The sequence below is a fragment of the Ectobacillus ponti genome (assembly GCF_024294785.1).
GTDB lineage: Bacteria > Bacillota > Bacilli > Bacillales > Bacillaceae_G > Ectobacillus > Ectobacillus ponti.
Genome location: NZ_JANCLT010000004.1, coordinates 301,997 through 328,316, shown reverse-complemented (window position 1 = coordinate 328,316; position 26,320 = coordinate 301,997). Strand labels below are relative to the sequence as shown.

Genomic DNA, 26,320 nt, shown 5'->3' with positions numbered 1-26,320 from the left:
GTCCGTAAAAATGGGGTCTTCCCGCCTCCCGGGTACAAGATTTGTCCGTACCAGCCTTTGGACATCATAAAGCGGTGCGCTTCTGCTACACCCTCTTCTCCCAGTCCGCCTGTCTCAATATAAACAACAGCTGGTGCTTTGGCCTGCAGTCCCATGACCGCCGCAATCCCATTTGCATATGCCTGCGATATATCCTCAATAAATTGGGGGTTCTTCAGCAAGCCTGCATCAGAGGTTGTATCAATAAAAGCGGCTTCCGTTAAAATGGCATCCATACTTGTTTCACGCAGCACGGCATAGTCCGCCTGCTTTGTGCCGCGGTCCTTCAGCCCGTACTTTTGCAGCACAGGCACAACCGCCGCGTGTACCTGGCGCTGCTTTTTGGCTGCAGTGCTTGTGCCGGACACACCAATGTAAATATAGTCCTCGTAGCCGCTTCCGCCGCCGCTGTTAATATGGACAGAGAAGAAATAATTGGCGCCAAAGCTATTCGCCATCCGGGCCCGTTCAGACAGTGGAATAAATATGTCAGAATCCCGCGTCATGAGAATATCAACGACGTAGCCGGCTGACAGGATATCCCGCACCCGCCGCGCAATCTGTAAAACTACCTGCTTCTCCTGCAAACCGTTGCCGACAGCGCCGGAATCCGACCCGCCATGCCCTGGATCAATTACAAGTTTCATTATGCTTATTCATCCTTTCCTTCTTATATACCCCTGTATAAATACAGAGTTTGTACTACAGTATACGAGTATCACGGGGCTTGCGTGCGGGAGGCAACGCCTATTTTTCAGCTGGTGAAATAAAAATAGCCATCCGGCACGGACAGCTATTTGCGCTTTAGCCAATTCACAAGGAAGATATACGATTGGTAGTGCAGCAGACGCAGGAACGCCAGCACACACAGAACAAGCACACCAATGATGCTGTATAGAAGCCCGAATTTCACCAAAAGTGATATTGTGGGCGGAAACAGGACCATGCTGTGCAGTCCGTACAGCGCCAGAAATAAGAACACAAACAGCGGCATATATTGAAACTCGAACGGCAGGCCGCGCCGCTGCAGTGCGCGTGCGGTCCATGCCCCGAGGCGCTCCGCCAGCAGAACGGCCAGAACAGCCCCAATTGTTCCCCCTGCAACAGCCATATCTCCTCACTGCCTTTTCTCAGGATTACAGAATAAGCTGGTAGAACAGCACATCCTGCCAAGCATCAAACTTATAGCCGACCTCCTGGAAGCATCCTACATAGGTGAAGCCGTAGGATTCATGCAGTCTTACACTCGTGTCGTTTCCTCTTGTAATACCGGCGATTACGACATGATGCTCCGCCCCTCGCCCAAGCTCCAAAATACGATCAATCAGGCGGCGCGCCAGTCCCTTGCCCCTCGCCTCCGGGTGAACATAGACAGAAATCTCCACTGTCTGCTTGTACGCTTCCTTTTCACGAAACGGCGACAGCGAGCAATAGCCCAGTATCTTTCCATCCTCCTCCGCTACAATGAGCGGATATGTATCATTATAACGGCGGAACCAGTTCGCCCGCTCCGCAAGCGTTTGCGGCTGCAGGTCAAGGGTTGCGGCCGTATGCAAGATTGCATCATTGTAAATTTCCAGAATGCCTGATAAATCCGCCAGTACAGCGGTGCGAATATTCACTGCTTCGTCCTCCGTTATGCAAGCTGCTTCTCGAAGCAATCTGCGACCGCTCCTGCTGTGGTTTGCTTCTGCTCATAAAAGGTAAACCCGAGACCTTCCCAAAAACGGCGTGCCCGTTCATTGGCCGGCAGCACCCCAAGACGTACGGACGTATGCCCTTGTCCGCGGAGTTGCTCCTCCCAAGTAAAGTAAGCATTGGCCCCGTAGCCGTAGCCTTGATAGTCGCCATGGATCATCAGCAGACCCAACCACGGATGATTGTCCCGCACATTATGTTCCATATACTCCAACAGCCCGATGTAGGTGTCATCCGCTTTAATAAACAGAGTGCGGCGTGCCGGGTCGCCGTGCAAGAATTCCTCGCGAAGCGCAGCATCGCTCCTTGCTTCGCTCCCGTTCTCCATCCTGTTGTAATCCGGATTGGAATGCACAATCTCCCGCACAATGTCCAGCCCCGCTTCGGTGACCGGTTCAAATGTCAGCATGTCAGTTCCTCCCGATACTATTATTGTATAAGCAAAGACAAGTATTTATGAAGAAAACCTTAGAGCGGGTGCTCTAAGGTTTTCGGCCGGGTCCCTTTTCTGTAAACACATAAATCCTTTTGGGAGCCATGCCCTTTACACGTTCGCGTAGGCTTCCTTCGTCGCTTCATGGAACGCATTTGTATCATACTTGCCTTCTACATAGATCTGATGCCACACCATGAAGGTCAGCACCGTCCAAATTTTACGGCTGTAATCTCCCTTGCCGGCGCAGTGCGCTTCCAGCAGGTTCAGCACATACTGCTTGTCAATCAGATGATCTGTTGCGCTTTCCTTGATGATACCAACCACCCAGTCATGCATTTCGTTTTTCAGCCAGTGGCGGATTGGCACCGGGAAACCAAGCTTTTTACGGTCAAGTACGTGATCCGGAACGATGCCCTTCACCGCTTCACGCAAAATCGCTTTCGTTGTGCCGTCAGCAATTTTCAGCTCCGTTGGAATTTTCGCTGCCACCCGGAATACTTCCTTATCAAGGAACGGTACGCGAAGCTCCAAGGAATGTGCCATCGTCATCTTATCCGCCTTCAGCAGAATGTCGCCGCGCAGCCATGTGAACATGTCAATGTACTGCATTTTGCTGACATCATCATAAGCGCGGATTTCTTCATACAACGGCTTTGTGATGTCCATATAGTTCACGCCGCTGTTATAATGCTTCATCAGCGTCTGCTTCTCCGGCTCAGTGAAAATCTTGGCGTTGCCATAGTAGCGCTGCTCGATTGGCGTACAGCCGCGCTCAATGAAGCTCTTGCCCTTGAAGCCTTCCTGCAGGGCGCCGCTCAGTGCCTTCAGCACACGTTTCCCCGGCTCTGGAATATAGGAAAACACCTTCAAAGAACCCGGCTCGCGGTAAATATTATAGCCGCCGAACAATTCGTCAGAGCCTTCGCCGGACAGGACAACTGTTACGTGCTTGCGTGCCTCTTTCGCCACGAAGTACAATGGCACAGCTGCCGGGTCCGCCAACGGGTCGTCCATATGCCATATAATCTTCGGGAACTCACGCATGAACTCCTCCGGTGTGACATTCACACTAAAGTTTTCCACACCGAGTTTCTCGGCTGTTTCCTTCGCCACGTCCACCTCACTGAAGCCCTCGCGCTCAAAGCCGACAGAAAACGTCAGCAGGTTTGGGTTAAACTCCTTCGCGATGGAGGCGATGATAGAGGAATCAATGCCGCCGGACAGGAACGAACCAACCGGCACGTCACTGCGCATATGCACTTTTACGGAATCATACAGCACATCCCGGATATTCTGGATGTGCTCTTCCTTTGTTTCGCCCGTTGCCTGGAAATACGGCTTCCAGTAGCGGCGGAAGGAAATGGTGCCATCTGCCTTTTGCGTAAAGCAATGGCCCGGCTCCACCTTGTTGACATCGTTTGTCAGCGTCTCCGGCTCCGGCGCATACTGATAGGTGAAGTAATGCTGCAGGGACGTTGGATTCACGCCCTTTTGCTCGAGGGCCTTCAGAATGCTCTTCTTCTCGGAAGCGAAGTACAGGGCATCTCCATCCTCAGCAATGTACAACGGCTTAATGCCGAAATGGTCGCGTGCGCCAAACAGCGTCTTTTCCTGGCGGTCCCAAATCATGAACGCAAACATGCCGCGCAAATAATCTACACATTTTTCCTTATAATGCGCATACAATGCGACAATCACTTCTGTGTCAGAATGTGTGGCAAACGTCATGCCCTTTTCCAGCAGCATTTCACGAAGTTCAACATAGTTATAGATTTCCCCGTTGAAAATAATGACATAACGTTCATTGTCATACATCAGCGGCTGATGCCCGGCCTCAATATCAATAATACTGAGACGGCGGAAGCCGAACTGTACATGCTCATCACGGTAATAGCCTTCATCATCCGGCCCGCGGTGGTAAATGATTGTATTCATCTCCTCGAAAAGATGGCGATCCTCCGGGGAGAGTACGGTTGGTGTTTTGTAAAAGCAGCCGACAAAGCCACACATATTGTTATACCCTTCTTTCTATATAAATACATTTCTTTTCAGTCTGCGATTGTTGACTCTATTTATACTAAATCAGCAGCCGATTCACGTCAATGCCGGAGAGAAAAGATTCCCGGAAGCGCACCCAGGATATTTTTTTCGGGAAAACGGTTACAATTCACGTCCCCTCTTCACCTTTGGGCACCTGCCTCATATGATATTTCAGATTCATCTTAAGGAGGCTTTTGAACGATGAGCGAAGAAAACAAAAACGTGCCGTCTCGTTCCCAAATGCGAAATTACCTGCGACAAATTGATGAGTTTTTTGAGCAGACACCGCTGCGCGGGCTGATTGCGGAAATGAACCATTTCCTCCAAAAAGGCAACCGTCTGCTGACATTCCCGGTCGATCTCTATGAATCCGGCGATTACCTGGTAGTGCAGGCTGAGCTCCCGGGCATCAGCAAAAATCAAATTCAGATTGAGATTCAGGGAGACTACCTGCGCATTGCCGTGAAGGAAGATGTGCTTACGGAAGAAGAAAATGATGCCGACAATTACTATCGCCGCGAACGGGCCGTATCTGAAGCCATGCGGCTCATTAAACTTCCTTATCCCATCAATAAAAAGCAGGCAAAAGCATCCTACCGTGACGGCATCCTCGAGATTCGCGCGCCGCGCCTGCCGCAAAGCAACGATATCCTGTCCATTGATTAGGTCCCACTTCCCCTTCCAAGCAAGAGGGTGCCCCAATGGAGCACCCTCTCTTTCCCTATCCGCCATTTTCCCTTAACGCAGCAAGCGCTTCATATCACGGATGATGTCCTCGTACGGCGTATTGGACACTCCGCTGTAGCTCTTCATGACAACGCCCTTCTGGTCAACCAAGTAAAATGACGTGCCATGCGTAACCTGCGTGGACGAGTCCGGCTTGTCCACAAGCGTGCGGAAGTTATCCTTCGCAAAACGCTCGATCTCCTCCTGCTTGTAGCCCGTCAGCAGATGCCAATTGCTTAAATCATCCGTAAACTTTTGGAAATACGCCTTCATGACCTCAGGCTTGTCCACCCCGGGATCGACACTGAAGGATACAAACTGCACATTCAGCTTCTCTTCCTTCACCATCTTCTGCAGACGGGTCAGATTGGCTGTCATCGGCGGGCAAACCGTCTCACAGCTTGTAAAAACAAAGTCTGCCACCCATACCTTTCCCTTCAGATCCTTCAAGCCATATGGCTTGCCATCCTGATTTGTGTACTGGAAGTTTTCCAGCTTATAGTTTAGCGCATTTGGAATCTTTGTATCCAAGCCGCAGCCCGATAGAACAAGGGCAACCAGCAAGGCTCCAGTTGTCAGCAACCGCTTCATGCAACATCTCCCTTCTCGTGCATCCACATGCTTCATTGTAGCAAAGAAGCATACCTGCCCAAAAAATTACGGCAGTTGTTCACAGAATGATAACATTTTCACTTCTGCTTCCTGCTGGTCAAAGGTGCTGAACCAACGGTAATCCCCTTCATCAAGCACCCTGTAATGCTGTGTAATAACATTCCGCTGCAGCCGGAACCGCCCCTGCCGCGCCACCTCCTGCCACCAAACCTTGCCGCCCATCGTCTTCTCCCTCCGCCGTTCCACATGCTCACGTGCCAGAAGCTGCACGACCTCAAGCGGATCGCTGCCAAATGCCGCCTGTAAAGTCTCGCTTTCCGGGAACAAAGCACATACAGCAATGACCGTTGTCCAGGATGGCAGGATTCGGCCTTTCTCAATTTGGACCAGCGTTTTCTTCGATAGTCCGAGAATCTCCGCCATTTTTTCCTGGCTGTAGCCGCCCTCAGTGCGGACCAGCTTCATTTTTGCAGCAGCCTGCACAATTGCTTCCCCTCTGTTCATGTCCGTACCTCAATGAAATGTATGTATTCACATGTAATTTTACACTTTTTCAGCCTAGTTTCAAAGTTTTTCTCATTGTACATACGCATTGACGTATAGCAAAGAAAGCTTCCTGAACATCCTATATAGAAAAACCTTCAGGAGGCTTTCTCATGCGCACAATTCCCGCTTACCTGCAAACACGCATGTGCATGAGCAGCGCAGCGCTGCTCACCCTGGCACTGTCCTATTGGCTGACTAGTTAAGCACACCGGACCTCGCAATTGCTACCTTTACATGAAAGCGAAATTTCGCTTTCGGATATAATTCATCATACCATTGCCGTTCCGTCAAGGTCAGATGGCGGATGGAGGTATCATAGATGGCTCCAAATCCAACCGGATCGATGCTATGCTCCTGCATCCGCTTCATGGTCAGCTTGAAGTTTCGCGCCAGCTCTTTTTCAATCTCCTGTTCAAAGGCTGTATATACGCCCGGCTTGCCTAAATCGATCGCCTTGGTCAGTGCAGAAATGCTGACGGTTGTCTGCAAATACACATCAAAAACGGGGTCTCTTTGCCGGGAAAGCGTAATCTGCTGCTTCATGCCAATCTGCTCAAGATTAATATGCACATACTTGTCAGGGTCCTTTTGGGGATAAAACCTGCGCAGCGGCTGCAGCGGAATTCTTAAATCCTTCTGGCTCCCTCCCTTATAACCCTCCCGCAGGGCTTTAATATAAAATGCCTCATCGGCAGTTATATTCGTAACGTATTTCCCTCTATGGACCAAAGCCGCCCCATCAATCAGTACATAGTCACGGCGCTTTTCCAGCAAGGGCAGCACAATATCCCGGCCAACCAGGTAATAGTCCCGAAGAAATTCCTGCACAGTACAGGATATCATTTCGTCCTCGCGTATGTTTTGTTCAATCATTTTGTACAGGTATGTCCCGATATTCTTGGAATGCTCCTCCCCCTTGGATTGATACAATATATCCTTGGCTGTGGTCTTGCTGATGGCCAGGTACATATTCGTTTGTGTGGATGCATCGCGCTTTAATGCCTCTACGTGCTCCGTGATGCCGCGTTCCGTGGCATAGTCCTTTCCGTATACAGCAATCCGGAGCTGGCCGGAAACAAGGCGGTCACTTGTTTCCAAATTCATAAATTTAGTAAGGCCGCGTCCGGTGTAAGCCGTGCTCGTCAGCTGCTGGGCGACGTCCTCAGGCTTCGTGCCAAAATGATGCAGCACGACCACTCCTTTGAGCTTATCTCCTTTTCCCTTGTCAATTCCCACCGCAGTCGCCAAGCCAAGCTGCTCCAGCGGCCGTGTCTTAATGATGCAGCCGGTGCATAATACAGCCGACAACAGCACCAGCAGTCCTTTTCCTGCCCGCTTCATGCATTTGCCTCCTGCCTTCCTACTCATCAATATCCTGTCGTTTCTTCTTCGGCTGCTTCACACGCTTGCGAACCATCTCCGGCGACTCATTATAGGCCGGACGCTCCTTCACGAACCGGTGCGGAATCCGGATCAGGCTATGGGCCAGATCCTGCCAGTGGAAGGGATATATGGGCGCCAAATACGGCCGGTTTAAGCTCGTCACCTTCAGCAAATGAATGAGGAGAAAGCAAAGCCCAAACATAAGACCGATTCCGCCGGCCAGCCCCGCCAGCATAATTAACGGAAAGCGAACAATCCGGATGATCGTGCCCATGACATAATTGGGTGCGGTGAAGGAAGCAAGGGCGCTCAAGGCAACCACAATAATGAGAATGTTGCTCGTAAATCCCGCCTGCACAGCGGCCTGTCCAATCACGATACCGCCGACAATCCCGATTGTCTGGCCGATTTTCGTCGGCAGACGGGCCCCCGCTTCCCGAAGCAATTCAATCAGCCCTTCAAGCAATAAAGCCTCCATAACCGGCGGAAAGGGAACATTCGCCCGCGATTGACCGATGGACACAAGCAGGGCGGATGGAATAATTTCATAATGATAGGTTAGCGCCGCGACATAGGCAGGTGTAAAGATAACGGAAATGAACATGGCCAGCACGCGCAAAGCCCGCAGAAACGTACTGACATTCCAGCGGAAATACAAATCCTCCGTCGATTCAAAAAAACTGAAAAAGGTAACCGGCCCAATGATGCACATCGGGCTGCCATTCAACAGCACGCCGAGCTTTCCGCTCATCAGCGCATAGGACAAACGCTGCGGCTGTTCGCTCATGAGCAACTGTGGAAATAAGGAGTACTCATTCTCTTCAATCATTTGAATCAGCACCGAGGTGTCCATAATATCATCTACATCGAGCTTCGTCAGCCGCTCCCGCAGGGTCTGCACATTCTCCTCGTTGGCCAAGTCCTTAATATACACAATGCGCGCTTCCTTCGGCGCCCGCTTGCCGATGGTGAAGGATTCCATGACAAGATTTTCGTTTTGAATGAGCTGCCGCAACACCTGCGTATTGGTTGCCAGTGATTCTGTGAACTCCAGCTTGGGTCCCAATACATTTGCTTCGTTGTTAGGCTGCGCCAGGCTCCGATATTGCGGCTGCGGCAAAGTATACAGCAGACCGCTGGCTTTGTTGTTCAGATGAATAAATACACTGCCGCCAATCAGGCTGGGGCACACCGCCTCCAGAACGCTGCTTTCCTGCACAGCAGCAAGCGGGATGGCTTTCCTTAAAGCTTCGTTGCTCCACACAACTGTGTCCATGTCCAGAATCACGCTGACAATGTCCTGATTCAGCACCTGTTCATTCACGGCGCCGTTCAAATAGAAAATGGTGATATCTTCATTGTTTTTCAGCAGCAACTTGGCACGTAAATCCGGGTTATCATTCATTGCCAGGCGAATTTGCTCGCGCAGCAGCGCATTGTTCAGCATGAGTGCAGTCTGCTGCGTTTGCTCATCCAGCCTCTGCTGCCCGTTCTCCACACGCAAACCGGATTCCTCCGGCTTGCTCTCGAAATTGCTGTCCGGGGGCTCAGCTTCCTCAGTCGCCTCCTGTAAAGGGGCCTCTTCCTGCTCAAGCGGCTCCTCTTCCGCCTTTACCTCTTCCTCTTCAATCTTCGGATTTTCGCTCTCTGGTATCCCGCGTTCGGCTGCCGGGTCTTCCTCCGGCTTGCTCTTGAAATTGTTGTCCGGGAGTTCTGCTTCTTCGGCCGCCTCCTGTGAAGGGGCCTCTTCCTGCTCAAGCAGCTCCTCTTCCGCCTTTACCTCTTCCTCTTCAATCTTCGGATTCTCGCTCTCTGGTATCCCGCGTTCGGCTGCCGTTTCTTCCTCTGACCCGGGCACAAGCTCCTCATGCTTCGCGGAGGCTTCTATCTCCTGCCATGCTTCCGTCTTCAACGCGAAGGCTTCCATCTGTCCCCCCTCTTGTTCCAGGGACAGCTCTCTCCCATGCGATTCTTGCCCAAAAGTGTGCTCTTCTTCCTGCAGCGGTTTCTCCTTATTATCTGCGCTGCCCACCTCAGCCTCCAGGTCCAGAACTGCCGGGTCTTCCTCTATATTTTGCTTTCGTTTTCTACGCCAAAACCACATCCTGCATTCCTCATTCTTTTTTCCTTATATTTCCCGAAAAGTAAAAGAATACACGAAATTGGCCGCAGCTTTTTCAGCCGCGCCCCTTGGACAGGCGGGCTCTCTCAGTCTTTTACACACAAAAAAAGGCGGAACTCCCATTCCGCCCTGATAGCCATTATGCATTTTTTTCCAACGAATTGACTTCGTAAACATTTGAGTAATCCGGCCACTTCATGCAGTTGCGCAGATATTCCCGGAATGAGTAAGAGTAGAGCGGGTGCTTTTGCTTTTGAATTTTGGAGACAAACAGTTGAAGGCGGTTCTGAATGTGAAATGTTAAAGGATGCTGTGCCTGCAGCACGGGGATATCCATAATTTTGACTGTCTTGCCGGATGCGTGGGTGAAATAGAAGCTTTTCATAATCACAATATCAATCCTCTTTTTTAATGGATTTAGTGCTTATATACTTCAAGTATAAGGGCAAAAGCATAAAAAGTTTGTCTAAATTTCTGTGTAAGTATTAAATTTTTATGTCTTTCGTTTATTGTATGCGCTTACAAAAATAGTATAACAAGAAACGAAAAAAAGTGCCTACTCTTCGTAGACACTTTCTTCTTCCAATTCCTTCTTCAATCGGCGCTTATAGACAATCTTGGACAGTGAAATACTGATTTCATAGATCAACAAGAGCGGCAGCGCCACCGAGAAATCGGAGATGAAATCCGGCGGTGTAATGCAGACGGCAATAACAATGAGCACAAAGTATGCATAACGGCGTATTTTTTGCAGCGCCACCGGATTCAAAATGCCGATGCTGGTCAGGAACATCGCCACAATCGGCAGTTCAAACAGCACCGCAAACGGCATGGTCATATTGATGACAAACTCAAAATACTTCTCTGTTGTGAACATCGTCTCAAACATCGTGCTGCCGAGGCCAACGAGAAATTTCAGTACGAACGGCAAAATAACAAAATATCCGAAGCACAGTCCCCCGACGAACAGGAAGAACAGCGCCGGAATGTACATGAGTGTCAGACGCTGCTCATTTGGCCGGAGCGCCGGCTTGACAAACAGCCAAAGCTGAAATGCGGCAATCGGAATCGTGCAAACGATCGCAAATACACCGGCGATAATGAAATAAATCCATAGGATATCGCTCGGACCCAGCACTGTCAGCTTCATATCCAAATCCTTCACAATGAAAGCATATATATCCTTTGTGAACGTAAAGCCAACCGCCAAAAAGGCCACAAAGGCAACCAGTGTAATGATGAGCCGCTTGCGCAGTTCACTCAGGTGCTCTACTACGCTCATTTCTTGATTGTTCATATATCCACCACATTTCCCCCAAGCCCCATCTACTAAAAAAGATGCAAGAGCAGTCTCGCATCTTTCCTACGGCTTTTATTTCTTATCCTTGTCCTCAACAATTTCATCGCGCAAATCCTTCGTAGAGCGCTTAAATTCCTTCAGTGTTTCGCCAAACGCACGGCCAATCTCCGGCAGCTTCTTTGGTCCAAACACAATCAGCGCAATGAGAAGAATTAATATGAGTCCTGGAAATCCGATATTTGGCATTTGTTGGTCCCCCTTAAAAATGGCATAAGCCTTCCTTCTCTCATTTTGGCAAAAAAGCATGTGTCCGTCAACGCAAACAATGCTCTGACACAAAATTTTCCCTTTATTCTGCGCTTTCCCTTGCCCTTAACAGCTTATATTGTCTCATTCGAACATGCCCTTTACCATAGGCTGTCCACATTCTACCATAATATTTCCTTTTGCAATGACTGTGTGAATCTCCAGTGTATCCCGCTTCAGGAGAACGAGATCGGCATCCTTGCCCGCCTGAACGGCACCCTTTTGCGGAAGCTTCAGCACTGCGGCCGGATTGCTTGTGATAACCTGCAGAGCCGTTTCCAGCGGAATTCCTTCCTCCAGCACAGCATCACGCACCTCTTTATACAGAGAGGATACCTTGCCGACCTGCAAGCCGGCAAATTCGCCGTCCGCATGGAATGCCGGCAGACTGGCCTGGCCGTCAGAGGTGAAGGTAATGCAGCCGATTGGCACACCCGCTTCCAGCATGAGACGGAGTCCGCGGGCGCATTTTACCTCCCCCTCCTCCAAGAACTGCGGAATGGTGCTCGTGGTGAAATCCACATAGCCGCCGCGCAGCGCATATCGGATGCCCGCCTGGAACAGCTCTTCATTCCGATTGATATGCGTCGGATGGAACTGGCGGATGGGAATCTCTGTCTCATCGATAATGCGCTCGAGCAGGGAAAGCTTCTCCTCGCCGTCTCCTACATGAATTTCAACAATTCCCGCCTTGCCTGACAGAATGCCTCCGTTGCGGGCAGCTGCCGCCGCCTTTACAAATTCCTCAAAAGTCGGCTGTGAGGAGCGGTGGTCCGAAATTGCCACTTCTCCAATGCCAATAATTTTATCTATTAAAATGATATCGTCCTGAATGCGGCCTGTCAGTGTTTGCAAGGGAAGATGATAGGAGCCCGTATGGATGTAGCACGTAATCCCTTCCTCCTCCAGCGCCCGCGCCTTGGCCAACAAACTTTCCATGCGGCGTGTCGTACCGTCTGTACCGAGCACCCCGACAATGGTTGTAATGCCGGCCGTTGTCGCATTGCTCAGCATCAGCTCCGGCGTCCGCGTCTTAAATCCGCCTTCCCCGCCGCCGCCGATAATATGCACATGCGCATCAATGAAGCCCGGCACGACAAGCAGCCCGGATGCGTCAACCACTTTTACATTCAATCCGTGCGGCACTTCAATCGTGTCCTGTATGTATCCAATTCTGTCGGATGTCAGCAAAACATCCTTCTTTCCCATATAGTGAGGGGCGTATACTTCTCCGCCCTGCAGCAGCGTCAGCATGCGGCTCACTCCTTTCTCTGCAATCGCCTTTATCATAACACATTTCCTATGGTGGCAAGACATAGAAAAAACTCCGGCGGACCGGAGCTTTACAATTTGGACGCAATGATTTCCTGCACATGCTGGGTCAGTGCTTTTGAATCCATAGTTTGATACTCTTCAGCATAGACAGGCTTTGATACCGTGAGCACAACCTTCGCCGGACGAACGCGGTTGCCGTTCGCCTCCAGGATGTTGTACGTGCCGTTTACGGTGACAGGCACAATTGGCACGCCTGATTTTACTGCAAGGCTCAGGCTGCCCGTCTTAAACTCTCCCATTTCCTTACTTTTACTGCGGGTGCCTTCCGGGAAAATGACAAGAGAGTGGCCCTGCTTCAGGGCTTCAATGCCGTCCTTGATTGCCTGCAGGGATTGGCGGCGGTCACTGCGGTTCATGAATATGCCATTCATCAGACCAATCCATGTGCTTGCAATCGGAATTTTTTTCAGCTCGGCTTTCGCCACAAACCCGATCGGCTTCTCCAGGTATCCCATCAGAAGCGGAATATCAAAGTTGCTCTGGTGGTTGCCGACAATGAGAACTGCCTGATCCTTCGGCATGTTTTCAAGCCCGCGCACCTCCACCTGCGATCCGGTCAAACCAAGCATGCCGCGGCCGAACCAATGCGGAGTCCGGTGGACAAGGCGGTCGAATTCCTGCGGTGACACCTTCCCCTTCAGTCTCTGCATTCTGAGCAGGGACGGAACTGTCCCCAGCACAAGAAAAATTAAACACACTGCTGTGTAAATAGTCCGAAGCATATGTATAGCCCCCATCTTTCCAAAATAAGCCGCACCATCCTGTGCGTGCCTTTTCATTATACAAGACAAGCCTGAGAAAAAGAATACCTTTTCTTGGACTGCCGGCTTGGCCTTCCGTGGCTCTCCCCCCTTCTCCGGAAATTATTTTACTAAAATACTAGAAAACCCAAAAGTTTCCTAATACAATCATTATTGCATCGTAATGTACAGACAGGGGGAATTCATTTGAAATGGTTCAAAAGCTTGAGCGTGCTTCTTCTCCTTACAGGAGCAGCCGCAAGCGCGACTTCTTGCTCCAAAAGCGAGACGAAGAGCGTGACAGCAAAAGCTGACAAACAAGAGGAGGTCCAAAAACTGAGCGCTGCGGAAGTGCAAAGTATCGTACACGCGAATCTCACTTCCATTTTTCATACACTCCAAGCATCAGGGGCAGAGAATGGCTGGAGTCCGGCGAAGCCCGCAGACTTTGCCGTAATAAAGCCCAAGCTGCTGCCGTATGTCACGGAAGACTTTGCCGATTCTACACTAAAGCAGCTTGTCTCCCAGTTTTATTGTGAATGCGACGCTTCCTTTGAGCCGAAGCTCAATGACCGCGTCCGCTTCCGCTTTGAGCAAGCGAAGAGAGATGAGCTGTCCATTTCCGCATTGGACCCGGCCATTGAATTGTCCAATACGGGAAGCATGTGGAAGTTCATCCTGGCAAAAGAACAGGGACGCTGGAAGATGAAGCAGTGGGACAAACAATCTCTAAGCGGCCAAGACATCAAGTTGACAAAGGAAGAAGCCGCAAAGCTGCTGGCGAGCGACGCTGAGCAGCCCGCATTTGTCAGAGAGTATACTTCGAAATCGGCCGGCGGCACAGCGTATGTATTTCAAATGCAGAGCGCTTCCAGCAATCGGATGGCGGCCATCAGCTCAAGGGATACACAACTTGTATATGACTTTGAGGAGCAACAGCAGGCAGCAGCGCCTGCTGCCGCAGAACAACATACAAAGGCAGCTCCGGCAAAGCAGCAGGCAAAAAGTAAAACAGAGTACCTGGCCCAGCTTGCCAAATTGGAAGAAAAGGAACAGAACACGGCCAACGCCATGAATGAAGTACAGCGGCTCGAGATGTGCGCCGGCAATCTGGAGCTTTGGGATACCGCGCTAAATGATATTTACAGCACTTTGAAGACCCAGCTCTCCCCCTCCCAAATGGAGGAGCTGAGAAACAAGCAGCGGCAATGGATTGCCGACAGGGACACTGCAGCCCAGGCAAAATATGATGAGGAGGGCGGCGGCTCGCTATCCCGGTTCGTGAAGGTCGAGAGCCTCATGGAATGGACAAAGAAGCACTGCTTCGAGCTTGTCCATACATATATGCTATAACACCCTCCGTTCTGAATGGAAGAACCGGGCGGACAGCATGGCAAAAGAAGCAACTGATTTCGCATATCAGTTGCTTTACTCTTTTTAATAATCGTTCCCTCTTAACCTTATTACATTATATTTGAACAATAATGTTGTGGCTGTGTTCATTATATAGTGAATGGTAAACGGAACGATGATATTATCTGTATAAAAATAGATCCAACAAAGCAGCAGGCCGGGGAAAGCTATATTCAGCAGCATGAAAGGCTTTTTAAAATATCTCTTATGAGCAAAGACAAATAACAGAGTTGTAGCAGCTATTGCAGCCCATTCATTCTTAAAAACAAGGAATATTCCGTTCTGGATCATACCTCTGTACAATAATTCTTCAAACAATACGATTACAAGCATTCCAATCACAATCGTTACTAGAGTTTCATTTTGAAATGTCTTATTTGTATCATCAATCAGATTTGCGGGCATCAGCATCGCTAACAAACTGCTAAGTATAATGAATCCGATAGATGCAGCAATAGTGCTTACAACTAGGATAGAAGGATCATTGAAGGAAAAATAAGCTTGCATTGGTATCAGGCCTATCTGAATAAAAACAAATATTAAAACCGCGAGGATAAGTGAAAATACTGACATGATTGGTGTGATTTGCTTCAAACTGAATTCTGCATTTACTTGTACTTCGTTATTGGCTTTAATCATTCAAATCTCCCTATTTCGTTTATTGAAATGTATTCCACAGAAGCCAACACTTCCCTTTATATTTTTATCTGAAATCCCAAGACTCCAGATAGAAATGCATAATAAGAGACCAAATCATGATGCGATTTGGTCTCTTCATTCGTATGCTTCTTCACCGAAATGGCACTACTTGCCCCTGCGGGCTGTCTTTTTATTTTCTCTTATAAAGGAGAAAATCGTGTGCATACACGTTGCGTTCATCCGTCTGCCCTGCCTCGCAGGATACAAGCTCCCATTCCGCAGAGTCGATGGCCGGAAAGTATGTGTCCCCCGAAAATGTTTCATGAATGCGGGTAATATATAAACGGTCTGCAAATGAAATGGCCTGCTCATATACCTTTGCTCCGCCGATAATGAACACCTCTTCCTCCTGCGGGATATCCTGCAGGGAATGAATCACTTCACAGCCCTCAGCCTGAAACGCAGGATCACGCGTTAACACCATGTTTCTCCGGTTGGGCAGCGGCCTGCCGATGGATGCGAAGGTGTTCCGCCCCATCACAATCGTGTGTCCTGTGGTAACACGCTTGAAATGGGCCAAATCCGCCGGCAGATGCCAGGGCAATGCATTGTTTCGGCCGATGAGATTATTCTCGTCCATTGCTGCAATCATCGAAATCATCTGTACCCCTCCTCACACCGCAACCGGTGCCTTAATCGTTGGATGCGGATCATAGCCGATCAGCTGAATGTCCTCCACATCAAACTCGAACACACTTTGCTTGCCGGCATTCAGCTGAAGGGACGGCAACGGACGCGGCTCGCGATTCAGCTGCTCCTGCACCTGCTCGAGGTGGTTCACATAAATATGCGCATCTCCGGACGTATGGATAAATTCGCCAACCGCCAGCCCGCATTCATGTGCAATCAGATGCGTCAGCAGCGCATAGCTGGCGATATTGAACGGAATGCCAAGAAACGTATCTCCGCTGCGCTGATACAGCTGGCAGGACAGCTTCCCGTCCGCCACGTAAAACTGAAACATCGTGTGGCACGGCGGCAGCGCCATATCTGCCACAAACTCCGGATTCCAGGCTGAGACAATGAGACGGCGGGAATCCGGATTCCGCTTAATTTGCGCGATGACATCGCGTATTTGGTCAATGCTTTCCCCGCGCGTTGTCTGCCAGTCCCGCCATTGCTTGCCGTACACCGGACCCAGCTCGCCGTACACCCGGGCAAACTCGCCATCCTCCAACATGCGCTGCTTGAACAGCTCCAGTTGCTCCTCATACACCTTGCCAAATTCCTCATCCTGCTGGCTGCGCCGGCCGAAGTCGGTCATATCAGGCCCTGTATAATCCGGGCTCTCCACCCATTTCTTAAAAGCCCACTCATTCCAAATATTATTGTTATGCTGCAATAGATAACGGATATTGGTGTCTCCTTTTAAAAACCAAAGCAGCTCGCTCACGATGAGACGGAACGGCACCCGCTTTGTTGTCAAGAGAGGAAATCCCTTTTGCAAATCAAACCGCATCTGATAGCCAAACACAGACAAGGTGCCTGTCCCGGTCCGGTCCTCCTTTTTCGTGCCATTTTCCAAAATGTGGCGGCACATATCTAAATATGCTTGTTCTCCATGCATTATTGTCTCCTCCTTGTAGCCAAAAATTGCTCTATCCTATCATAACTTATGGACTAGGAGCTAGGCTATAAGGAGTTAAACGAAACGTTTAACTTGCCAGGCCCTGCTGCTGAATCATCAGGACCTTATTTTCAGCAAACGAAATAATAACAAACACACCCTTATTTGGTCCGTCCCACCCATAGATGCCCGCCTTGCGCTCTTCGTTTTTTTCAATTATCTTGCTTTCCGGACCGAGAATGGTCTTTACTTCCTCATAAGTCATGCCCTTTTTAATTTTGCTGACATTCTCCACGGTGATCTTTGTTTCCGGCTTAGATTGCACTTTGGAGCTGCTGCAGCCGGCTAAAAGCAGGCTTCCCGCAAGAGCTGCCGTCAGAATACGCTTCATATAGTCCCCATCCCCTGTTATCATAGCTTCAGTGATTGGCAAATCCCGCAGCAAAACATTCTTCCTGTTACAAGATCTCCATTCTTCCTTAAAGCTCGAAAGCCTGATACAACGCTACGAAAAACGGTGCTGCTGACACGTACATAACAATCAAGATGGGATACAGCATATAAGCATAGTCTGGATTGACTGGCTGATTAGTCAACCTGATTAAACCAAATAGACACAAAGAAAGAACTGGAGTTCCAATAAGAAGGACAGCCATTTTTAAAAACAATGTGGACTCCCGCTTCATAAAAAACACCTTTTATTGTTTTACAATAAATCATTACTGATTAGAAATATATTTTTATAGATAACAAGTAATAATTTCAGACAAAAAACAAAGAGCATTCCCCACTACAAGGAAATGCTCTTTACAAGTCAGGCTGTTTTCGAGAACATCGTTTCCCGTAGCCCAGAGTCCTAATCTACTTTATTTTCCACAGGAGTCTCCGTGGATTCGTAACACAATGTAAAAGGATTACCACTGCCGGCAACTCTCTTTACACTGCCAACTGAAGAACTGCGATATCATCGAATTCTATATACATAATTCTTTGATTATCGGGTTTAATAAACATGCCTGTATCATTTTTTCCAATCCATATCCCCTCGTACATTCTCATATCCTCCGGTTCACCGGTTAAAACTTCCACCCGATTCCCCACATACTGGCGGCATAAACTCTCAAAAATCATGTGATCTGGCGACATATAACTTTTATCCCCTTTCTTCTCGTCGGCAAATAGTTGCCTTAATGTGTGCTGCTTACTGGTATTGTAGTGTAAACCGTATAAAGCAACAAACAGCCAAAACCTTAAAACCCCTGCTGTAAAAAGCGAAAATCCCCCATAGGTTTCAGCGTTATACCTAATTATACATCTATAATATCAATAAAATCAAATAAAAAGATTAAAAGATTTTAAATTGTAAATTCCTTTTGTATTCAGCCTTCCCCTTCTACATAAAAGAAACAGCATTACAAATTTCACCGCGGTTTACTGTAATGACCTGGAAATTACATATTAGACAAGGGACTTTTTCTGTTGCCCACAAAAAAAACGCTGCGATGGACCAGAGCAGGCCCGCCGCAACGTAAGAAGAAGGGGAAAAGGGAACCTCCCAAGTGGTAAAACGTACAGACAGCAAGAGAACGGCTCATTCCCTTTCATTTTTTGCTCTTTATCCTGTCAGAACAAAGTTGATATGATGCATAGGTCATCTAACCTTCAGCCTGTATATGTGCTCCCCATATCTGTTTTCTTGATCCCAGCTTACAAATCCCATCTTTTCATACAAGCCAATGGCCTGTTCATTCTCTTTTTCTACTGTTAATGATATAACCTTGCAAGCAGGATGCTTCTCTTGTATAAATTCAATGATCTTCTTGAAGGATTGCTTTCCGTATCCTTTTCCTTGCAGCCTTTTATCAACTTGAAATCCACCAATCCAATAGTTCTCTTCGCTGTTTGGCGTATAGGTCAGATAAAAAGCTCCAATGATTTGATTGGATTCGTATAAAACGTAAGGATCCAAAGCCTTATCCCATGGTTTGATGTAAGCAAAGGCAAGGGATTCCGCAATACTGGGAACAAAGGGTTTTTGGTCTTCATGCACTGATAGCTTAAGGGCCTCTTCCCAGTTATCCCTGGTAATTTCTTTTATCCTAATCTCATACATTCTCTGTCTCCCTTTTACGTCTCCGTTAGTAGAGGCGCTGTGTATAGCTCTCCTCCAGCCGCTCCTGGATGGACTCCCGACTCGTGTTCGGCAGCTTTGCATGTTCAAAAAGGATTTTGGCTGCTGATGGAAGCTTTTCCCGGCTGTTCCATTCTTTCGGCTCCCACAGCTTTGAGCGCTTGAACGCCTTGGCACAGTGAATGAAGCACTCTTCCACTTCCACACCAATTCCCAGCAGCGGCTTCTTGCCCTGCACCGCCATGCTCTCAAGCAATGCCTCGTCCTTCACCAGCACCGCTTTGCCGTTCACCCGCAGCGTCTCCCCCAATCCCGGAATCAGAAACAGCAGGCCCACCTGCGGATTCTGCAAGATGTTGCGCAGCGTGTCCATCCGTTTATTGCCCGGCCGCTCCGGAATCAGCAGCTGCTTTCCGCTCAGCACCTGCACAAAGCCAGGTGCGTCTCCCCTTGGCGAGACATCACAAAATCCGTGGGCATCGGACGTGGCCACGACCAGAAATGGCGATTTGGAGATAAACTCCTCACAATTGGAATCCAAATGGTCAATCACCTTGCGGGCGACAAGCTCACTTGGGTAGCCCAGCATATCGCGAAGCTCTGCTTCTGTTTCAATCAGATTTGTAAACTGGCAATCTTGTTTCATCCCACACTCTCCTCAGCGCCCTTTGGCGGATGCATTACTTCCCAGCCTCGGGTTCCCTGCATTTCTCATACTGCTTATGAAACGCCACAAGCAGCACGACAGCAAGCACCACAAGCCCGATACAAAGAATAAGCGAAAACTCCCAGCGTGTATATGCCCTGTAGGCAAGCAGAAGCACTGTCAGCATTTCTAAACAAAAAAGAGGCAAAATATGCTTCATGCTCTTCCTCCATACCATTTTCCTTATTGTACCATTTCCATCAACAGAGATGCCAAGGAATATTTTCTGTTCCTACAGCTGCTTTTGCATCCGCCACACGGGATTGTCGCTTGCTTCTTCCTTGAGCTTTGTCATCCCATGCTTGATGTAAAATCGAATGGCCCTTTCATTGGTGGATGCCACCCTCAGGTGATATTCCTGTACACGATGCTTGCGGAAAAAACGCTCCGCATATTCTACAAGCTGTTTCCCCACACCCCTTCCACGATATGCCGGGACGAGGTAGTACAGATTCACATATCCAATCTCCCGGCCCTCATACTCTACAATCTGCAGCTCCAGTTGGCCGATTGTGTCCCCAGCCTCTTCCACAAGCACTTGTCCCTTAGGAAATCTGCGGGCACGCTCTTCTATTCTCTTCACATACGCGTCTTCATCGCCAAAGGCTTCGTCACTGCCAAAGCTGACTACATAGGAATCCCGGCGGAACTGTACAATCAACCCCCGATCCCGCTTCACATCAATGGTCTTAAATCTCATCTACAGTCGCCTCTCTTTGGAAACAAACTTCTCCGGATGCCTTACTCAAAAAACTCCATATGCTCCTTTTCATTTCGATAGTACTCCAGCCGACCCTGCAGTGTGCCGGTGTGAAATTCGAACTTATGCCCATCGGGATCCGTAAAATAGATGGATCGTTTGTCGCGTGCATCTCTTGGGCGCCCTGACAATATGTTCACTCCCCAGTCTTCCAATCGCTTATATACGCTATCAAACTCTGCCTCCTCTATCGTGAAGGCGATGTGCGTGTAGGATTGGTGAATTTCCTTGCGCGGTATGTCCTTTTCTACATTCAGCGCCAGCCACATCCCTTGCAAATCGAAATATGCGGTGCTCCTTCCCTTTACCAGCAGCTTCGCATGGAACACATTTTGATAGAATGCGATGGATGTCTCCAAATCTGAAACAGAAAACAAAAAGTGGTTCAGCCCTTTCATCAACCTCTCTCCTCCCGTCCATCATGCATGACCCCAAACCAAACAGGCACTGTTTCAAATATCATAGAAACAGTCTCCTTTTAATGTACGGGTAATTTTATATCAAATCAGCCTAAAATGGAATATTTACCCTTTAAATCTATTCTTGCAGGCAGCTGTTTGCATATAAAAAGGATGCAGGAGCCTGCACCCTCTTACCCAATCAGCTTCGCCGTCACATACCGGAACAGCACTGATTTTCCGGCACCTGTCGCCAAGCCGGCAATCTTCTTGCCCGCACCCGTGCTGTACAAAAACCTGCGCAGAAACTGGGGGCTCATGATACAGAAAATCAGGAAGCCAAAGCCGACGATGAAGTCCTTCAGCTCCGCCCCATCCCCGATTGTGTTGAACGCAAGCCAAATAATTATAATCTGCAGGCTTTGTGTAAATACGGTCGCCGTCATTTCCCGCCACCAAATGCTCCAAATGTTCATTTCGTCATTCACAATGGACCAGGCGGCAAGCGGGCTCATAATGAGGATAATCAGCAGCTCCGCGGTGCGGATGACATATTGAATGGCCAGGATGACAAACAGAAGTGCCATCAGAAATCCGGCAATCAGCACGGCCGTCGTTCCGGCCCCCGGTATTGCGGTGAATCTGCTGAAGCTGTCGACCTGAACGCCCTTGTTCAAGAACAGCTGGACAATGGCGTTATTGATTGGGATCATGACCCGCTGCAGCAAGAACGGTGCCAAGACTGCCATTGTGCCGCCCAGAACCGTTTTCACCATTACCTCCTGCATGCTGCGCTGCTCGTAGCCGCCGACCTTTTGCACCAGCAGGCAGATGAGGTTATAGATGAAAAAGACGCTGCCGATAATCACCGAAAGAGTGAATACAAAGTCATATGCCTCGGACACGTATTCGTATCGGGACAGGTCCGTTGGAGCAAATAAGTAGATTTTCAGGCCGGCAAAGGCTGCATTTGCGGTTTCTGTCATCAATCCAGCGATCACTTCATTTAAATATTCAACGGGACTTTTAAACAACGTGCTCCCTCCGTCTCTTCCTGCTGTCAGCGGGCCGGTATTTCCCCAATTAGAACGAGTCCATCGACCTGCCAGCTGCTCCCCTTTACAAAAGCCAGGCGAATATAAGAGGTGCTGGCAGTGGACACCCCGTTCACTGTAATCGTCCGTTTGATTGCTGCAATGACCGCTGCCGCTTTGCCGGAGCTGCTTCCTTCGTACACCTGCACATCCTGCAGCACAATTTTCCGGTCTATTTCACTTTTGCCTTCCCCGTCTCCGGGCGGAATGACCAAAGCCCTCGCTTTCGCTGTCGTATACTTAGCCAGCACCTGCGGCGATGGGTTTTGCCCGTACAGCTCCCGGCTGAAGGCAACAGCAAGCCTTCTCAGCTCTTCATTTGCCGGCTTCACTTCCTGCTGCGGCCCCTTCACTTCTTTCTTTGCTTCCGGAGGCCGGGCCGGCTGCTGTACCTCATTGCGGCTATTGAGATACAGCATCAGCAGCCAAATGGCCGCGATGAAGAGTGCGACAGACAACAGGGCCAGACCCTTGATCCAATGCTTCATTGCTTCCCACCTGCCCATACACGGCCATAGCCGTAAATTTTACTGCGCCAGGCGGCACTGCGCAAGTCGCTGTAGCCGACACCGCTGCTGTTGCTGTTGTACATTTGGCCATTGCCGACATACAGCCCGACATGGCTGATGAAGGCATGGTCGCTTGTTCCTGTAAAAAAGACAAGATCACCCGGACGCAATTCGCTTTCGTTAATGCGCCTTGTATAGCGGTACTGCTCCTGGGCGGTGCGCGGAAGGGAAATGCCCGCTGCTGCAAAGGACCATTTCAGCAGTCCGCTGCAATCAAAGCTCGTATTCGGTGTTTCGCCGCCCCATTGATACGGCCATCCCTTATATTTCAGGGCTTCTGCCATCACCTGCCGGTACAAAGCATCGTTGGATGCTGTACCCTGCAGCGTCTGAAAAAAGCTCATGACCTTCACCGCATATGTATAGTCCCCGTAGCAGTACGGGCTGCGCCAGCCGCAGGAGGTACGGTTTGTGTGCTGCCGGGAGAAGCTCTTTCGCAAATCCTCCGTGCCGATGCCGCCATTGTCCTTCATATAGTACAGCCAGCCGGGACCATAGTTATAGGCCTGCACAATTGTTCCAAGGTCTGTAATGCCCAGCCCCTTTGCAATGTTCCATACATTTTTCCAGTGGGCCACGCCTTGGCGGATGCTCGCTGCCGGATCTGTAATGGCTCCCGGCGGCAGCCCGGCGGATTCGCTGCTCTGCATGACATCCGCCGCTGTTCCCCCGCTTTCCTGCATGATAATGGCGAGCAGCACGGCGACATGCTCCTCATTCAGCCCCTCACGCTTCACCATTTCGCGCAAAATCGGCTCCCATCGCCATATGTCTACAGAAACGCCGGCACTATTCGGCACAGCGGGGGAGGGCGCAGGGACCATGCTCCACAGCAGGAACAACGGCAGCAAGCAAAGCAGCGCGGCTCCCACCACATAGCGCCAATAGCGGGCCCCCAGCAGCACGGCCTTGCCATACATGCTACGTCACCTCTTTGTAACGCTCAGCATACTGCTGCGGATCAATGAGGCGGAGCTCCTCTGGGGTCACATCCACCTTCATAAAGACACGGTGGTGCCCGACCACATAAATCCCCTCGCCCTGCCGCCGCCTGCTGATGATGTGCTCCTCTTCCTCCGACAGCCTGAGCACATCATGCTGCTTGAGGTCGCGGATGTCATTATCCTGCAAACCCAAGAGCAGCATGCTGATGCTGTTGTTCAGGATGGCTTTTCCGACGTTATGGCTGCCCTCCACGGTCCCGAGGAAATCGATGGGCTGCTGGGATGCAACAATCGCCTCTCCCTCATATTTACGGATTCGCTTATATACATCAAGCAGGAACATGGCGCTCTTGGCGCTGCCCATCAGCAGGTGCGCTTCATCCACGTACAGCTTCTTGCCATGCACCCGGTCACGCGTAATTTCCTCCCACAGAAACGAGAGAATATTAAACATGGCCACCGGCTGGCTGTCGCCGTCCTGCTGCAGATCCTTAATATCAAAGCAGATCACGCTGTTATGCAGGTTCACGTTTGTCACGCCATTGAACAGCTTGGAGTTTGTGCCTTCCGTGTACATGCGCAGGATATCGCGGAAGCTGGCCAACTGCGCATAGGCAAGGCCCTCCAGCAGCTGGTACAAATCTCCAAGAGTAGGAAACAAATGTGCATCACGGCCGGCAAAGACGGTTTCCTCCGTAATCCCGTACTGCGCATACACAGCGAACAGAGCCCGCTCCAATAAGGCGCTCTCCAGAATGGTCATATCCGGGTAAATCAGCTTACAGAAAATTTTCAGCCGCTGCATTTTTAAAAACAGCACACTGCCCTGCATATCATCGTCCGTCGCATCATGCAAAATATGAAACGGATTGATGATATGCTCTGTATTATTGCTGATCCGGATGACCTGGCCGCCGATTTGACTGACAACCCGCGCAAATTCACGCTCGGGATCCAGAATAAAAAAGCGGGTATCCGCGCTTTCGAGCACCCATTGCCGCAGCAGATGCTTTTGCATGAAGAAGCTTTTGCCCATTCCTGTCGTGCCGAGAATGAGCATATTGCGGGACGGAAAGGCCTTCTTGTCATTCATGTCCACGAGCACAACATTATCCGTGTGCAGGTTATGCCCCATGATGATGCCGCTTTTCATGAACAGCTCGCTCTCGTCAAACGGGAGCATGGACGAAGCGGCCGAGGTATGCATGTTTTGATGCGTATAGTGCGGCAGCCGGACATCGCTGATGGGAAGAACGCTGCGGAACGCCTCCAGCATATTGTCCCGCGCCGGCACGACAGACAGACCCGTCTTCCAAATGACGCTTTGCAGCCGTTCCGTCAAGCGGTCCAGCTCCTCCAGGGAAGCTGCCTGCAGATGAATATACGTATGGACAAGAAAAATCGTTTTATGGTTATGGTGCAGGAGCACCTCCAGCATTTTTTCCGCGCTGCGCTGCTTCCGTTCCGTTTCCTTGCGCCGCACCGGCGACAGGGGCTGGTTGAGCCTAACCTGATATTCCTCAATAGACTGGTTCAAATGGCGCACCATCTTGTCACTCGGCACAGGAACGAGATGTGTGCTGATATTCATGTTTCCGGAAAAACGGTACAGCCGCGACAGCCAGTTGCCGCGGACACTGTTTGGATAGTCCACCACGAGCAGCGTCCGGGCATAGTTGCCCCCGAACACAAGATGGTTGCGATGCTCTTCCATCCATCCGGGCGCCAGCTTGTTCTTCAGCAGCACAGCAGGCTCCAAGTATTGCTCCAGCTCATTTTGTTCCTTCTGCTTCTTGAAAAGGCTCATATGCCCTCCCTCCTCGTCAGACAGGGCACAAGATCGTCTTCAACCGGCCGATATTGCGATCCTGTATAGTCGAACAAGGTATGTAAGTAACGGGCCACATCCAGTCCGCTCGCTTCGCGCGCCTCCAGCCCCATTTCCTCCAGTCCGCTTTTCACATACTTCCGTTTTTGCTCCAGCTGCTGCATAGCAGTTTCGTATGCCTGCCGGGTTGTGCCGAGGATGGCCTCCATGAACACAAGATACCGCTGCCGCTGAATCATGCTGGTGCTCGTCTCGATGGCGCGGGCATACGCAAGATAGCCGTTCAGCAAATCCCGTTTCACATCCGGCATGCTTGCCTGCTTTTCCTCCAGCCCGCGAATATAGCCGCCCAGATCAACCGGCTGAGACATGATGGCCGTCTGGACAGGAAAAGACAGACTGCGCAAAAAGAGCTCATATTTCTCCATAACCTCCTGCAGCTCGCGATGGCTCATCAGGTCCAGATTCAAAGAAGACACCCGCAGCAGCTGCACAAGCCGGAAGTCATCCGTGACAACGATGCCGCCATCAAGCGCGCGTACGGGAATGAGATCCTGCACCGCCTTCTCTTGCCGCCGCCGCTTCCGCTCTTCCCGTTTCGCTTTCCAGCTGCTCCACATCTCCCCACTCCTCCTTTCGGTATGTATACATCCGCTGCCGCACGGCAAAGCGCAGCAGCTCACGGACATGCTGCCAAAACGGGATATTCTCCCGCACCGGACGCAAATACACAAGAACACCGGATACAGCCAGGCAAATGGTGGCTGCCGGGATTTTCACATACATGGACACCGGCATGAGCAGCACCGGAATCACAATCAGCAGCCCCGGAACAAAGTACAGCAGATCCTTCAGTGACACATTCGGGGCCACCTCGAAATGGCCGCGGACATTATCCGGAATTGTATATTCTTCCTTCTCCCTCATC

General features: G+C 50.0%; 31 protein-coding genes and 2 pseudogenes. 2 read left to right on the top strand and 31 right to left on the bottom strand.

Features of this window, described 5'->3' with window-relative positions:
• Positions 1-146 precede the first annotated feature (146 nt).
• The 5 genes and pseudogenes from NK662_RS10560 to asnB form a co-directional block, all read right to left on the bottom strand.
• Positions 147-686 (bottom strand): annotated as a pseudogene (locus NK662_RS10560) (N-acetylmuramoyl-L-alanine amidase family protein); the annotation flags it as partial.
• Between the two features lie 146 nt (positions 687-832).
• On the bottom strand, positions 833-1,150 hold the full coding sequence (locus NK662_RS10555; protein WP_254758883.1) for a hypothetical protein: 318 nt from the start codon (positions 1,148-1,150) through the stop codon (positions 833-835).
• 25 nt (positions 1,151-1,175) lie between these two features.
• Positions 1,176-1,661 carry a GNAT family N-acetyltransferase gene (locus NK662_RS10550; RefSeq protein WP_254758882.1) on the bottom strand — a complete coding sequence of 162 codons (486 nt, stop codon included), beginning with the start codon at positions 1,659-1,661 and terminating at the stop codon, positions 1,176-1,178.
• Between the two features lie 14 nt (positions 1,662-1,675).
• Positions 1,676-2,146, bottom strand: coding sequence for a GNAT family N-acetyltransferase (locus tag NK662_RS10545; RefSeq protein WP_254758881.1), 471 nt, complete (start codon positions 2,144-2,146; stop codon positions 1,676-1,678).
• Positions 2,147-2,281: 135 nt separating this feature from the next.
• A complete protein-coding gene (gene asnB, locus NK662_RS10540) occupies positions 2,282-4,183 on the bottom strand; it encodes an asparagine synthase (glutamine-hydrolyzing) (RefSeq protein WP_254758880.1) in 1,902 nt (633 codons plus the stop codon).
• Positions 4,184-4,414: 231 nt separating this feature from the next.
• On the opposite strand from asnB, the gene NK662_RS10535 reads away from it, so the two are divergent.
• Complete coding sequence (locus NK662_RS10535; protein ID WP_254758879.1) at positions 4,415-4,879, top strand: Hsp20/alpha crystallin family protein; 465 nt, start codon at positions 4,415-4,417, stop codon at positions 4,877-4,879.
• A 72-nt stretch (positions 4,880-4,951) separates the two neighbouring features.
• On the opposite strand, the gene NK662_RS10530 is transcribed toward NK662_RS10535, so the two are convergent.
• From NK662_RS10530 to NK662_RS10490, 9 genes are all read right to left on the bottom strand, one after another.
• Positions 4,952-5,530, bottom strand: coding sequence for an SCO family protein (locus NK662_RS10530; RefSeq protein WP_254758878.1), 579 nt, complete (start codon positions 5,528-5,530; stop codon positions 4,952-4,954).
• A gap of 66 nt (positions 5,531-5,596) precedes the next feature.
• Complete coding sequence (locus tag NK662_RS10525; protein WP_254758877.1) at positions 5,597-6,055, bottom strand: helix-turn-helix transcriptional regulator; 459 nt, start codon at positions 6,053-6,055, stop codon at positions 5,597-5,599.
• A 237-nt stretch (positions 6,056-6,292) separates the two neighbouring features.
• Positions 6,293-7,438, bottom strand: a complete 1,146-nt coding sequence (locus tag NK662_RS10520; protein ID WP_254758876.1) for a Ger(x)C family spore germination protein — start codon at positions 7,436-7,438, stop codon at positions 6,293-6,295.
• A 19-nt stretch (positions 7,439-7,457) separates the two neighbouring features.
• Positions 7,458-9,584 carry a spore germination protein gene (locus tag NK662_RS10515; RefSeq protein WP_254758875.1) on the bottom strand — a complete coding sequence of 709 codons (2,127 nt, stop codon included), beginning with the start codon at positions 9,582-9,584 and terminating at the stop codon, positions 7,458-7,460.
• A 157-nt stretch (positions 9,585-9,741) separates the two neighbouring features.
• On the bottom strand, positions 9,742-9,993 hold the full coding sequence (locus NK662_RS10510; protein WP_254758874.1) for a DUF2535 family protein: 252 nt from the start codon (positions 9,991-9,993) through the stop codon (positions 9,742-9,744).
• Between the two features lie 165 nt (positions 9,994-10,158).
• The gene (gene tatC, locus NK662_RS10505; RefSeq protein WP_254758873.1) at positions 10,159-10,899 is read right to left on the bottom strand and encodes a twin-arginine translocase subunit TatC; all 741 of its coding nucleotides are present in this window, start codon (positions 10,897-10,899) and stop codon (positions 10,159-10,161) included.
• Positions 10,900-10,974: 75 nt separating this feature from the next.
• Positions 10,975-11,148 carry a twin-arginine translocase TatA/TatE family subunit gene (tatA, locus tag NK662_RS10500; RefSeq protein ID WP_254758872.1) on the bottom strand — a complete coding sequence of 58 codons (174 nt, stop codon included), beginning with the start codon at positions 11,146-11,148 and terminating at the stop codon, positions 10,975-10,977.
• A gap of 144 nt (positions 11,149-11,292) precedes the next feature.
• Positions 11,293-12,462 carry a beta-aspartyl-peptidase gene (gene iadA / locus NK662_RS10495; protein WP_254758925.1) on the bottom strand — a complete coding sequence of 390 codons (1,170 nt, stop codon included), beginning with the start codon at positions 12,460-12,462 and terminating at the stop codon, positions 11,293-11,295.
• Between the two features lie 89 nt (positions 12,463-12,551).
• A complete protein-coding gene (locus NK662_RS10490) occupies positions 12,552-13,265 on the bottom strand; it encodes a lysophospholipid acyltransferase family protein (protein WP_254758871.1) in 714 nt (237 codons plus the stop codon).
• A 225-nt stretch (positions 13,266-13,490) separates the two neighbouring features.
• On the opposite strand from NK662_RS10490, the gene NK662_RS10485 reads away from it, so the two are divergent.
• Positions 13,491-14,636, top strand: coding sequence for a lysozyme inhibitor LprI family protein (locus NK662_RS10485; protein ID WP_254758870.1), 1,146 nt, complete (start codon positions 13,491-13,493; stop codon positions 14,634-14,636).
• An 84-nt stretch (positions 14,637-14,720) separates the two neighbouring features.
• Here NK662_RS10485 and NK662_RS10480 read toward each other — a convergent pair whose 3' ends face one another.
• The 17 genes and pseudogenes from NK662_RS10480 to NK662_RS10400 all read right to left on the bottom strand — a co-directional run bounded on the left by NK662_RS10480 (position 14,721) and on the right by NK662_RS10400 (position 26,319).
• Positions 14,721-15,335, bottom strand: a complete 615-nt coding sequence (locus NK662_RS10480; RefSeq protein WP_254758869.1) for a CPBP family intramembrane glutamic endopeptidase — start codon at positions 15,333-15,335, stop codon at positions 14,721-14,723.
• 190 nt (positions 15,336-15,525) lie between these two features.
• A complete protein-coding gene (locus NK662_RS10475; RefSeq protein WP_254758868.1) occupies positions 15,526-15,996 on the bottom strand; it encodes a dihydrofolate reductase in 471 nt (156 codons plus the stop codon).
• A 12-nt stretch (positions 15,997-16,008) separates the two neighbouring features.
• Positions 16,009-16,962: a thymidylate synthase gene (locus NK662_RS10470; protein ID WP_254758867.1), complete on the bottom strand. Its 954-nt coding sequence runs from the start codon at positions 16,960-16,962 to the stop codon at positions 16,009-16,011.
• Between the two features lie 88 nt (positions 16,963-17,050).
• Complete coding sequence (locus tag NK662_RS10465) at positions 17,051-17,353, bottom strand: hypothetical protein (RefSeq protein WP_254758866.1); 303 nt, start codon at positions 17,351-17,353, stop codon at positions 17,051-17,053.
• A 91-nt stretch (positions 17,354-17,444) separates the two neighbouring features.
• A pseudogene (locus tag NK662_RS10460) lies at positions 17,445-17,648 on the bottom strand (DUF2975 domain-containing protein); the annotation flags it as partial.
• 250 nt (positions 17,649-17,898) lie between these two features.
• Positions 17,899-18,108 carry an LSm family protein gene (locus tag NK662_RS10455; RefSeq protein WP_254758865.1) on the bottom strand — a complete coding sequence of 70 codons (210 nt, stop codon included), beginning with the start codon at positions 18,106-18,108 and terminating at the stop codon, positions 17,899-17,901.
• A 505-nt stretch (positions 18,109-18,613) separates the two neighbouring features.
• Positions 18,614-19,075, bottom strand: coding sequence for a GNAT family N-acetyltransferase (locus tag NK662_RS10450; protein WP_254758864.1), 462 nt, complete (start codon positions 19,073-19,075; stop codon positions 18,614-18,616).
• Positions 19,076-19,100: 25 nt separating this feature from the next.
• Positions 19,101-19,739, bottom strand: a complete 639-nt coding sequence (locus NK662_RS10445) for a pyridoxamine 5'-phosphate oxidase family protein (RefSeq protein WP_254758863.1) — start codon at positions 19,737-19,739, stop codon at positions 19,101-19,103.
• A 34-nt stretch (positions 19,740-19,773) separates the two neighbouring features.
• Positions 19,774-19,959 (bottom strand): hypothetical protein, encoded by a 186-nt coding sequence (locus NK662_RS10440; RefSeq protein WP_254758862.1) that lies wholly within the window; start codon positions 19,957-19,959, stop codon positions 19,774-19,776.
• A gap of 72 nt (positions 19,960-20,031) precedes the next feature.
• The gene (locus tag NK662_RS10435; protein ID WP_254758861.1) at positions 20,032-20,499 is read right to left on the bottom strand and encodes a GNAT family N-acetyltransferase; all 468 of its coding nucleotides are present in this window, start codon (positions 20,497-20,499) and stop codon (positions 20,032-20,034) included.
• 41 nt (positions 20,500-20,540) lie between these two features.
• A complete protein-coding gene (fosM, locus tag NK662_RS10430; RefSeq protein ID WP_438503609.1) occupies positions 20,541-20,960 on the bottom strand; it encodes a FosM family fosfomycin resistance protein in 420 nt (139 codons plus the stop codon).
• A 191-nt stretch (positions 20,961-21,151) separates the two neighbouring features.
• Positions 21,152-21,991 carry a conjugal transfer protein TrbL family protein gene (locus tag NK662_RS10425; protein ID WP_254758860.1) on the bottom strand — a complete coding sequence of 280 codons (840 nt, stop codon included), beginning with the start codon at positions 21,989-21,991 and terminating at the stop codon, positions 21,152-21,154.
• A gap of 26 nt (positions 21,992-22,017) precedes the next feature.
• On the bottom strand, positions 22,018-22,539 hold the full coding sequence (locus NK662_RS10420; RefSeq protein ID WP_254758859.1) for a hypothetical protein: 522 nt from the start codon (positions 22,537-22,539) through the stop codon (positions 22,018-22,020).
• A complete protein-coding gene (locus tag NK662_RS10415) occupies positions 22,536-23,540 on the bottom strand; it encodes a bifunctional lytic transglycosylase/C40 family peptidase (protein ID WP_254758858.1) in 1,005 nt (334 codons plus the stop codon). Before NK662_RS10415 ends, NK662_RS10420 begins: the two co-directional genes overlap by 4 nt.
• A 1-nt stretch (position 23,541) precedes the next feature.
• Positions 23,542-25,371, bottom strand: a complete 1,830-nt coding sequence (locus tag NK662_RS10410) for a VirB4 family type IV secretion system protein (protein ID WP_254758857.1) — start codon at positions 25,369-25,371, stop codon at positions 23,542-23,544.
• Positions 25,368-26,012 carry a TraC-like domain-containing protein gene (locus NK662_RS10405; RefSeq protein ID WP_254758856.1) on the bottom strand — a complete coding sequence of 215 codons (645 nt, stop codon included), beginning with the start codon at positions 26,010-26,012 and terminating at the stop codon, positions 25,368-25,370. Before NK662_RS10405 ends, NK662_RS10410 begins: the two co-directional genes overlap by 4 nt.
• Entirely contained in the window at positions 25,921-26,319 is a 399-nt protein-coding gene (locus tag NK662_RS10400) for a PrgI-related protein (RefSeq protein ID WP_254758855.1), read from the bottom strand. The genes NK662_RS10405 and NK662_RS10400 overlap by 92 nt, the downstream gene beginning before the upstream one ends.
• Position 26,320 lies beyond the last annotated feature (1 nt).

Bases quoted from the DNA above. Each gene is read 5' to 3' on its own strand.
- NK662_RS10415 (WP_254758858.1), bottom strand. From the start codon at position 23,540: ATGTATGGCAAGGCCGTGCTGCTGGGGGCCCGCTATTGGCGCTATGTG.
- NK662_RS10400 (WP_254758855.1), bottom strand. From the start codon at position 26,319: ATGAGGGAGAAGGAAGAATATACAATTCCGGATAATGTCCGCGGCCAT.
- NK662_RS10465 (WP_254758866.1), bottom strand. From the start codon at position 17,353: ATGAAGCGTATTCTGACGGCAGCTCTTGCGGGAAGCCTGCTTTTAGCC.
- NK662_RS10555 (WP_254758883.1), bottom strand. From the start codon at position 1,150: ATGGCTGTTGCAGGGGGAACAATTGGGGCTGTTCTGGCCGTTCTGCTG.
- NK662_RS10475 (WP_254758868.1), bottom strand. From the start codon at position 15,996: ATGATTTCGATGATTGCAGCAATGGACGAGAATAATCTCATCGGCCGA.
- NK662_RS10515 (WP_254758875.1), bottom strand. From the start codon at position 9,584: ATGTGGTTTTGGCGTAGAAAACGAAAGCAAAATATAGAGGAAGACCCG.
- NK662_RS10445 (WP_254758863.1), bottom strand. From the start codon at position 19,739: ATGAAACAAGATTGCCAGTTTACAAATCTGATTGAAACAGAAGCAGAG.
- NK662_RS10530 (WP_254758878.1), bottom strand. From the start codon at position 5,530: ATGAAGCGGTTGCTGACAACTGGAGCCTTGCTGGTTGCCCTTGTTCTA.
- NK662_RS10490 (WP_254758871.1), bottom strand. From the start codon at position 13,265: ATGCTTCGGACTATTTACACAGCAGTGTGTTTAATTTTTCTTGTGCTG.
- NK662_RS10410 (WP_254758857.1), bottom strand. From the start codon at position 25,371: ATGAGCCTTTTCAAGAAGCAGAAGGAACAAAATGAGCTGGAGCAATAC.
- NK662_RS10455 (WP_254758865.1), bottom strand. From the start codon at position 18,108: ATGTCGCCAGATCACATGATTTTTGAGAGTTTATGCCGCCAGTATGTG.
- NK662_RS10450 (WP_254758864.1), bottom strand. From the start codon at position 19,075: ATGTATGAGATTAGGATAAAAGAAATTACCAGGGATAACTGGGAAGAG.
- tatA (WP_254758872.1), bottom strand. From the start codon at position 11,148: ATGCCAAATATCGGATTTCCAGGACTCATATTAATTCTTCTCATTGCG.
- NK662_RS10545 (WP_254758881.1), bottom strand. From the start codon at position 2,146: ATGCTGACATTTGAACCGGTCACCGAAGCGGGGCTGGACATTGTGCGG.
- asnB (WP_254758880.1), bottom strand. From the start codon at position 4,183: ATGTGTGGCTTTGTCGGCTGCTTTTACAAAACACCAACCGTACTCTCC.
- tatC (WP_254758873.1), bottom strand. From the start codon at position 10,899: ATGAACAATCAAGAAATGAGCGTAGTAGAGCACCTGAGTGAACTGCGC.
- NK662_RS10420 (WP_254758859.1), bottom strand. From the start codon at position 22,539: ATGAAGCATTGGATCAAGGGTCTGGCCCTGTTGTCTGTCGCACTCTTC.
- NK662_RS10520 (WP_254758876.1), bottom strand. From the start codon at position 7,438: ATGAAGCGGGCAGGAAAAGGACTGCTGGTGCTGTTGTCGGCTGTATTA.
- NK662_RS10405 (WP_254758856.1), bottom strand. From the start codon at position 26,012: ATGTGGAGCAGCTGGAAAGCGAAACGGGAAGAGCGGAAGCGGCGGCGG.
- iadA (WP_254758925.1), bottom strand. From the start codon at position 12,462: ATGCTGACGCTGCTGCAGGGCGGAGAAGTATACGCCCCTCACTATATG.
- NK662_RS10535 (WP_254758879.1), top strand. From the start codon at position 4,415: ATGAGCGAAGAAAACAAAAACGTGCCGTCTCGTTCCCAAATGCGAAAT.
- NK662_RS10480 (WP_254758869.1), bottom strand. From the start codon at position 15,335: ATGATTAAAGCCAATAACGAAGTACAAGTAAATGCAGAATTCAGTTTG.
- NK662_RS10440 (WP_254758862.1), bottom strand. From the start codon at position 19,959: ATGAAGCATATTTTGCCTCTTTTTTGTTTAGAAATGCTGACAGTGCTT.
- NK662_RS10435 (WP_254758861.1), bottom strand. From the start codon at position 20,499: ATGAGATTTAAGACCATTGATGTGAAGCGGGATCGGGGGTTGATTGTA.
- NK662_RS10525 (WP_254758877.1), bottom strand. From the start codon at position 6,055: ATGAACAGAGGGGAAGCAATTGTGCAGGCTGCTGCAAAAATGAAGCTG.
- NK662_RS10470 (WP_254758867.1), bottom strand. From the start codon at position 16,962: ATGCATGGAGAACAAGCATATTTAGATATGTGCCGCCACATTTTGGAA.